Origin of the sequence: Klebsiella sp. MS 92-3 (assembly GCF_000195655.1) — a bacterium.
GTDB classification, from domain to species: domain Bacteria; phylum Pseudomonadota; class Gammaproteobacteria; order Enterobacterales; family Enterobacteriaceae; genus Klebsiella; species Klebsiella pneumoniae.
The window spans coordinates 2,014-9,631 of record NZ_GL882791.1; the positions used below are offsets into that span (position 1 = coordinate 2,014).

Consider the following 7,618-nt stretch of genomic DNA (forward strand, 5'->3'; position numbering starts at 1 on the left):
GCCCCCCTTTGTTCAGGAGTGAAGATTAATGATGCTCAACCTGATGGCTGTGCTCTATATCTTCCGATTTTTTGCTAAAGCGGCGACGAACCACCACAAAGAACACCGGCACGAAGAAGATCGCCAGGATCGTCGCGGTCACCATCCCGCCCATTACGCCTGTACCGACGGCGTTCTGCGCACCGGAGCCGGCGCCGGAGCTGATAACTAGCGGCATTACCCCGAGGATGAACGCCAGAGATGTCATCAGGATTGGACGTAGACGCATACGTACTGCTTCAAGCGTCGCCTCAATCAGCCCTTTGCCCTCTTTCTCCATCAGGTCTTTGGCGAATTCAACGATCAATATTGCGTTCTTCGCCGACAGGCCGATGGTGGTCAGCAGACCCACCTGGAAGTAAACGTCGTTGGTTAGCCCGCGGAAGGTGGCGGCTAACAGCGCACCGACCACACCCAAGGGGACGACCAGCATAACCGAGAACGGAATCGACCAGCTCTCATACAGCGCCGCCAGACACAGGAAGACGACAATCAGCGAGATGGCATACAGGGCAGGGGCCTGGTTGCCGGACAGTCGCTCCTGATAAGACATCCCGGTCCAGTCGTAGCCGATACCGGAGGGCAGTTTACCCGCCAGCTCTTCCATCAGCGCCATCGCCTCACCGGTACTCTTGCCTGGCGCGGCCTGACCGAGGATTTCCAGTGACGGCAGACCGTTGTAGCGTTCCAGACGCGGCGAACCGTATTCCCAACGCGAGGTCGAGAAAGCAGAGAACGGCACCATCTGACCATCGCTGCCGCGAACATACCACTTGCCGATATCTTCCGGCAGCATACGGTATTTCGCTTCGGACATGATGTACACTTTCTTCACGCGGCCGCGGTCGATAAAGTCGTTGACATAGCTTCCGCCCCAGGCTGCGCCCAGCGTGGTGTTAATGTCGCTGATGGAGACGCCCAGCGCCTGAGCTTTCTCCTGATCGATATCGATTTTAAACTGCGGTGTATCTTCCAGACCGTTAGGGCGCACGCCGGTCAGCACGTCAGGATGCTGCGCCACCATGCCAAACAGTTGGTTACGCGCCTGGGTCAGTTTTTCGTGGCCCAGACCGCCCTGGTCAATCAGCTCGAAGTCAAAGCCGGTCGCGGTACCCAGTTCAACGATAGCCGGCAGGTTAAAGGCGAAGACCATCGCATCTTTAATCTGCGAGAAGTAGCCCATTGCTCTCGCGGTGATCGCTTCAACTTTGTTTTCCTCACCCGGACGCTGGCTCCAGTCTTTCAGCGAAACGAACGCGATACCGGTGTTCTGGCCGCGGCCGGCGAAACCGAAGCCGTTAACCGCAAACACGGATTCCACGTTGTCCTTCTCTTTGGTGAGATAGTAATTCGTCATCTCATCCAGCACTTTCTGCGTACGCTCCTGGGTGGCGCCGGCAGGCAGCTGCGCCATACTCAGGAATACACCCTGGTCCTCGTCCGGCAGGAACGAGCTCGGCAGACGGACGAACAGCCATGCCATACCCACCACGATGATCAGATACAGCACCAGATAACGACCGGTGCTGCGCAGAATGTTGCCTACGCTGTCGGTGTAATGGTGCGTGCTCTTATCAAACATGCGGTTAAACCAGCCGAAGAAGCCGGTGGTCGCGCCATGGCTGCCTTTCTGAATGGGTTTCAGCATCGTGGCGCACAGCGCCGGCGTCAGGATTAACGCCACCAGTACCGACAGCGCCATCGCGGAAACGATAGTGATGGAGAACTGGCGATAGATGGCCCCGGTTGAGCCGCCGAAGAACGCCATCGGGATAAATACCGCCGACAGCACCATAGCGATACCAACCAGCGCGCCCTGAATCTGTCCCATCGATTTACGCGTCGCTTCTTTCGGCGGCAGACCCTCTTCCGCCATCACGCGCTCGACGTTCTCTACCACCACGATGGCGTCATCCACCAACAGGCCGATGGCGAGCACCATCCCGAACATCGTCAGGGTGTTTATCGAGAAGCCAAACGCCGCCAGCACCGCGAAGGTGCCTAACAGGACCACCGGTACCGCGATGGTGGGGATCAGGGTGGCGCGGAAGTTCTGCAGGAACAGATACATGACCAGGAACACCAGGATGATCGCTTCCACCAGCGTTTTAACCACTTCGTGAATAGAAATTTTCACGAACGGGGTGGTGTCATACGGGTAAACGATCTTCATCCCCGACGGGAAAAACGGCTCCATCTTCGCCAGTTCAGCGCGAATAGCGTTGGCGGTATCCAGCGCGTTCGCGCCGGTAGCCAGTTTAATACCCAGACCGGATGCCGGCTGGCCGTTAAACTTCGCCACTACGTCATAGCTTTCGCCGCCCAGCTCAATTTTGGCGACATCACGCAGACGAACCTGGGAACCGTCCTGGTTCACCTTCAGCAGGATGTTGCCAAACTCTTCCGTATTGGTCAGACGCGTCTGCGCGATGATCGAGGCGTTAAGCTGCTGGCCTTTCACCGGCGGCGTACCGCCTAACTGGCCCGCGGCCACCTGGGCGTTCTGCGCTTTCAGGGCGCTGATCACATCCACCGGCGTAAGCTGGAAGTTGTTCAGTTTGTTTGGATCCATCCAGATACGCATCGCATACTGGGAACCGAATAGCTGAACGTCGCCGACGCCGCTGGTACGGCTAATCGGATCCTTCATGTTGGCCGCCACGTAGTCCGAAATATCGTCCTGGTTCATGGTGCCGTTGGTGTTAATGACGCCGACAACCATCAGGAAGCTGCTGGACGCTTTCTCAACGCTAATCCCTTGCTGCTGTACTTCTTGCGGCAGCAGAGGCGTCGCCAGCGCCAGCTTGTTCTGAACCTGAACCTGGGCGATATCCGGATCGGTACCGGATTCGAAGGTCAGCGTAATGGTTGCCGTACCGGTGGAGTCGCCATTTGAGGACATGTACATCAGGTGATCGATACCGTTCATATTCTGTTCGATAACCTGAGTTACGGTGTTCTGCACCGTTTCGGCGTCAGCACCGGGGTACATGGCGGTAATGGAAATTGCTGGCGGCGCAATCGTCGGATATTGCGCCACCGGCAATTTGAGGATCGATAATCCCCCAGCCAGCATGATGATAATGGCGATCACCCATGCAAATATGGGGCGATCGATAAAGAAATTAGGCATGTCTTAACGGCTCCTGTTTAAGTTAAGACTTGGTTTGTTCTGATGGCGCGTTGCCTGCGGCTTGCTGTTTATCATCAGAAGCTACTTCCTGCGCTTTTACCTGCACACCTGGTTTGATTTTTTGCAGGCCGGTGACGATAACGCGATCGCCGGATTTCAGACCGTCAGTGACCAGCCATTTATCGCCGATCGCCTGAGAAGCAGTGACCTGGCGGACTTCGACTTTATCGCCTTCCCCCACTACCATGACGCTGGCGTCGCCGCGCGGCGTACGGGTAACACCCTGTTGCGGTACCAGCAGGGCGTCAGGGTTAATCCCTTCTTCCAGACGGGCACGGACGAACATCCCCGGTAGCAGGGTGTGATCCGGGTTCGGGAAAATAGCGCGTAGCGTGATTGAGCCGGTGGTCTGATCGACGGTGACATCCGAGAATTCCAGCGTGCCGGACTGTGGATACTTAAGACCGTCATTAGTCACCAGCTCCACTTTCGCTTTGCCGTTTTCCTGTTTCAGGCGGCCGTCAGCTAGCTCCTGCTTCAGGCGCAGGAAATCATTGCTCGACTGGGTGACGTCAACATAGATCGGATCCAGCTGCTGAACGGTTGCCAGGGCGGTCGTTTGACCATTCTGTACCAGCGCCCCTTCGGTCACGGCGGATTTACCGATCCGGCCGCTGATCGGCGAGGTGACTTTGGTGTAGGCCAGATTGATGCGCGCGGTTTCAACGGCCGCTTTCGCCGCGACCACGGCCGCATTGCTCTGCTGCGCCGTCGCAACGGCGGTATCGTAGTCTTGTTGACTAATATATTTGGTGCCCAACAGTTTCTGATAACGCTTGACCGTCAGTTGATCCATGTTTGCCGCCGCCTGGGCTTTTGCCAGGTCGCCTTTGGCGCTGTCATAGCTGGCCTGATAGGTGGCTGGATCGATCTGATACAGGGAGACGCCGGCCTGGATATCGCTACCTTCCACGAAGTTACGTTTTAAAATAATGCCACTGACCTGAGGACGGACTTCCGCAATGCGATAGGCGCTGGTGCGGCCTGGCAGTTCGGTGGTTATTTGTAGAGGTGCGGATTTGAGCGTCACAATACCGACTTCCGGCATGTGCTGGGCTCCCTGTTGAGCCGGTTTATCGTCACATCCTGTTAGCGCTAAGCTGCCTGAGAGCATCAGAACGACCGCCAGAGGCGTTAACCCTCTGTTTTTGTTCATATGTAAACCTCGAGTGTCCAATTTCAAAATGTTCAGTGGCTCAAACAACCACAAACCCACTACAGTCTTTCTATTATGGTCATGCTATGGTACATACATTCACAAATGTATGTAAACGTAACCTCTGTAAAGTCATTAACCTATGGCACGAAAAACCAAACAACAGGCACGTGAAACCCGGCAACTGATTCTGGATGTTGCTCTGCGTCTGTTTTCGCAGCAAGGCGTATCATCTACCTCGTTGGCAACAATTGCAAAAGCTGCGGGTGTAACGAGGGGGGCTATCTACTGGCATTTCAAGAATAAATCAGATTTATTCAACGAAATTTGGGAGCTGTCAGACGCCAGTATTAGCGATCTCGAAATTGAGTATCGGGCAAAATTCCCCAACGATCCACTCTCAGTTATCAGGGAGATTCTAGTCTATGTTCTTGAAGCGACAGTGACAGAAGAACGTCGACGATTAATGATGGAGATTATCTATCATAAGTGTGAGTTCGTCGGTGAAATGACCGTGGTGCAGCAGGCCCAGCGGCAGCTCTCCCTGGCGAGTTATGAGCGTATCGAGCAGACCTTGAAAGAGTGCATCGCGGCGAAGCTGCTGCCCGCCAATTTACTCACCCGGCGGGCGGCCGTGTTAATGCGCAGCTACCTTTCCGGGCTGATGGAAAACTGGCTGTTTGCCCCCGATTCGTTCGACCTGCATGCGGAAGCGCGGGACTACGTCGCTATTCTGCTGGAGATGTATCAATTCTGCCCGACGCTACGCGGCCCGGAGAGCTTGTCAGCTTAAAGGTAGCGCGCGGATGGGCGTGAATTTTTAGCGCCGTCCGCCGCTATTCGCCAGCGCTGAGAAGTGCTATTCTGCGCGCTTGCGACGACCCCCGGTATTCTCCGGCATTTGCATTCATTCATATTAACTATGCTGCACACGATCTCCAGGCAACGCGCCACGTTCATCTTTATTATCACGCTGCTCTGTTTTATTGGCCTTTTCAGCCCAGTCCAGGGCCGCGCCGCGGATCTCCCCGATCGGGCAGAGGTGCAGAGCCAGCTCAATACGTTAAACAAGCAAAAAGAACTGACTCCGCAGGACAAACTGGTCCAGCAGGATCTGACTCAGACGCTGGAAACGCTGGATAAAATCGAGCGTATCAAAAGCGAGACGGCACAGCTGCGACAGCAGGTCGAGCAGGCGCCGGCGAAGCTGCGCCAGGCGGTGGAGAGCCTCAATAACCTGAGCGATGTCCCGAACGACGACGCGACGCGCAAAACGCTAAGTACGCTCTCCCTGCGTCAGCTGGAGTCGCGCGTCACCCAGACGCTGGACGATCTGCAGAATGCGCAAAACGATCTGGCGACCTATAACAGCCAGCTGGTTTCCCTGCAAACGCAGCCGGAACGCGTGCAAAATGCGATGTTCAACGCCTCCCAGCAGCTGCAGCAGATCCGCAATCGTCTGAATGGCACCTCGGTGGGCGACGAGACCCTACGCCCGACCCAGCAGGTGCTGTTGCAGGCTCAACAGGCATTGCTCAACGCGCAGATCGAGCAACAGCGCAAGAGCCTCGAAGGCAACACTATCCTGCAGGATACCCTGCAGAAGCAGCGTGACTACGTCACCGCCTGGAGCAACCGGCTGGAGCATCAGCTACAGCTGCTGCAGGAGGCCGTGAACAGCAAACGGCTGACCCTGACCGAGAAAACCGCCCAGGAGGCGGTTACCCCCGACGAAACGGCGCGTATTCAGGCCAACCCGCTGGTCAAGCAGGAGCTGGATATTAACCATCAGCTCAGCGAGAAGCTGATCCAGGCAACAGAGAACGGTAACCAGCTGGTGCAGCGCAATATCCAGGTCAAGAACTGGCTCGACCGCGCGCTGCAGTCTGAACGGGATATTAAAGAGCAAATTTCAGTTCTGCGGGGGAGCCTGCTGCTGTCGCGTATTCTTTACCAACAACAACAGACATTACCGTCGGCGGATGAGCTGCAGGATATGACCAACCGCATCGCCGACCTGCGGCTTGAACAGTTTGAGGTGAACCAGCAGCGCGACGCGCTGTTCCAGAGCGATGCCTTTGTCGCCAAACTGGAGGAGGGGCACAGCAGCGAAGTGAACGATGAAGTCCACGCCGCGCTACTGGAAGTGATCGACATGCGTCGCGAACTGCTTGATCAGTTCAACAAACAGTTGGGTAACCAGCTGATGATGGCCATCAACCTGCAGATCAACCAGCAGCAGCTGATGAGCGTCTCGAGCAGTCTGAAGGAAATTCTGACCCAGCAAATTTTCTGGGTGAACAGCAATAAACCGATGGACTGGGAGTGGATTAAGGCCTTCCCGGAGGCGCTGAAAGGTCAGTTTAAGGCGATGAAAATCACCGTGAACTGGGAAAAAGCGTGGCCTGCGGTGTTTGTCGCTTTCCTGGCCGGTTTACCGCTGCTGTTGATTGCCGGCCTCATCCGCTGGCGTCTGCAGTGGCTCAAGGATTATCAGGCAAAGCTTGCTTCCCAGGTGGGACAGCTGCGCAACGATACCCAGCTGCATACGCCGAAGGCGATCCTGATCGATCTGATCCGCGCCTTACCGGTGGTGCTGTTGATTCTGGCTATCGGTCTGATCTTACTCACCATGCAGTTAAATATTAGCGGACTGCTGTGGGCGTACAGTAAAAAGCTGGCTATGTTCTGGCTGGTGTTTGGCCTGTGCTGGAAAGTGCTGGAAAAGAACGGCGTCGCGGTCAACCACTTTAATATGCCGGCGCAGTTGACCAGCCACTGGCGGCGGCAGATTGTTCGCGTCAGCCTGGCGCTGCTGCCGCTGAATTTCTGGTCGGTGATTTCCGAACTGTCGCCGCTGAACCTGATGGACGACGTGCTGGGGCAGTTGGTGATTTTCTTCAACTTACTGCTGATCGCGGTGCTGGTTTGGCCGATGTGCCGGGAAAGCTGGCGCGATAAAGAGTCGCACAGCCTGCGCCTGCTGACGATCACGGTGTTGTCTATCGTTCCGGTGGCCCTGATGGTGCTGACGGCAACCGGCTACTTCTACACGACGCTGCGTCTGGCGGGACGCTGGATCGAGACCGTGTATCTGGTGATGATCTGGAACCTGCTGTACCAGACCGTGCTGCGCGGCCTGAGCGTGGCGGCGCGGCGTATCGCCTGGCGCCGCCCCCCCGGGGCCCGGCCCCCCCCGCGGGGGGGAGGGGGGGGGGGGGGGGGGGGGG

At 56.4% G+C, this 7,618-nt stretch carries 4 protein-coding genes; 2 read left to right on the top strand and 2 right to left on the bottom strand.

The annotated features are described in order from the left end of the window. Nucleotides 1-25: 25 nt before the first annotated feature. Both acrB and acrA read right to left on the bottom strand, forming a co-directional pair. Nucleotides 26-3,172 (bottom strand): multidrug efflux RND transporter permease subunit AcrB, encoded by a 3,147-nt coding sequence (gene acrB, locus HMPREF9538_RS17315; RefSeq protein ID WP_002892069.1) that lies wholly within the window; start codon nucleotides 3,170-3,172, stop codon nucleotides 26-28. A gap of 22 nt (nucleotides 3,173-3,194) precedes the next feature. Further along, nucleotides 3,195-4,388 (bottom strand): multidrug efflux RND transporter periplasmic adaptor subunit AcrA, encoded by a 1,194-nt coding sequence (gene acrA, locus HMPREF9538_RS17310; RefSeq protein ID WP_004177236.1) that lies wholly within the window; start codon nucleotides 4,386-4,388, stop codon nucleotides 3,195-3,197. Nucleotides 4,389-4,530: 142 nt separating this feature from the next. Between acrA and acrR the strand changes: the two genes are divergently transcribed. Both acrR and mscK read left to right on the top strand, forming a co-directional pair. Then, nucleotides 4,531-5,181 carry a multidrug efflux transporter transcriptional repressor AcrR gene (acrR, locus tag HMPREF9538_RS17305; RefSeq protein WP_002892080.1) on the top strand — a complete coding sequence of 217 codons (651 nt, stop codon included), beginning with the start codon at nucleotides 4,531-4,533 and terminating at the stop codon, nucleotides 5,179-5,181. A gap of 129 nt (nucleotides 5,182-5,310) precedes the next feature. Then, a partial coding sequence (gene mscK / locus HMPREF9538_RS0127360) for a mechanosensitive channel MscK (RefSeq protein ID WP_009484693.1) occupies nucleotides 5,311-7,618 on the top strand: 2,308 nt, incomplete at its 3' end.

What these genes read in the sequence shown, in the direction of transcription:
- acrA (WP_004177236.1), bottom strand. Translation starts at nt 4,388, where the DNA reads ATGAACAAAAACAGAGGGTTAACGCCTCTGGCGGTCGTTCTGATGCTC.
- acrB (WP_002892069.1), bottom strand. Translation starts at nt 3,172, where the DNA reads ATGCCTAATTTCTTTATCGATCGCCCCATATTTGCATGGGTGATCGCC.
- acrR (WP_002892080.1), top strand. Translation starts at nt 4,531, where the DNA reads ATGGCACGAAAAACCAAACAACAGGCACGTGAAACCCGGCAACTGATT.